Genomic DNA, 565 nt, shown 5'->3' with positions numbered 1-565 from the left:
TGATAAAATTGCATATATTTTGAAGCGCTTGAACAATAGAAATTCCGTTTTCATTAAAGAATCCATTAATTTGACTCCAAATATCTTTAGCGAAATCAACGATTGCTGAAACCGCTTGTTTAAAGACGTTTTTAACGGAATCAATGAAAGGTTGGATAAATTGAATGAAATTATTAAACGTTTGTTTAACACTGTTAATTGCACCATTAACAAAATTTCTGAATGTTTCAGATTTCTTATAAGCTATTGTAAATGCGACTGCTAAACCAGCCAGTACACCTAACACGATACCAATTGGACCAGTTAATGCTGTGAAGACTGTTCCTAAAATAGGCACTTTAGTTGATAAAAAACTAATCAATCCGTCAGCCTTTGCAATACTAGCTAATAATGGAGCTAATACAGTTACTGCGTTGCCAACTGTGCTTATGAATGCACCTAATCCAAAAACTACAGGACCAATTGCAGCAGCAATACCACCGAATATAACAATCGACCTTTTAGATCCATCACTTAAACTTGAAAACCAATCAACTGCTACAGATAGCTTTTTGATTAATTCTTC

Annotated in this window: 1 protein-coding gene; it reads right to left on the bottom strand. The window is 33.8% G+C overall.

Annotation, left to right across the window (positions count from 1 at the left end; translation table 11 throughout):
- A partial coding sequence (locus SD53_RS12605) for a hypothetical protein (RefSeq protein ID WP_046520561.1) occupies positions 1-565 on the bottom strand: 565 nt, incomplete at both ends.

The sequence above is a fragment of the Rheinheimera mesophila genome (genome assembly GCF_000986865.1).
Classification (GTDB): domain Bacteria; phylum Pseudomonadota; class Gammaproteobacteria; order Enterobacterales; family Alteromonadaceae; genus Pararheinheimera; species Pararheinheimera mesophila.
The sequence above is the reverse complement of the archived record's forward strand: the minus strand, read 5'-3'. Positions and strand labels throughout refer to the sequence as shown.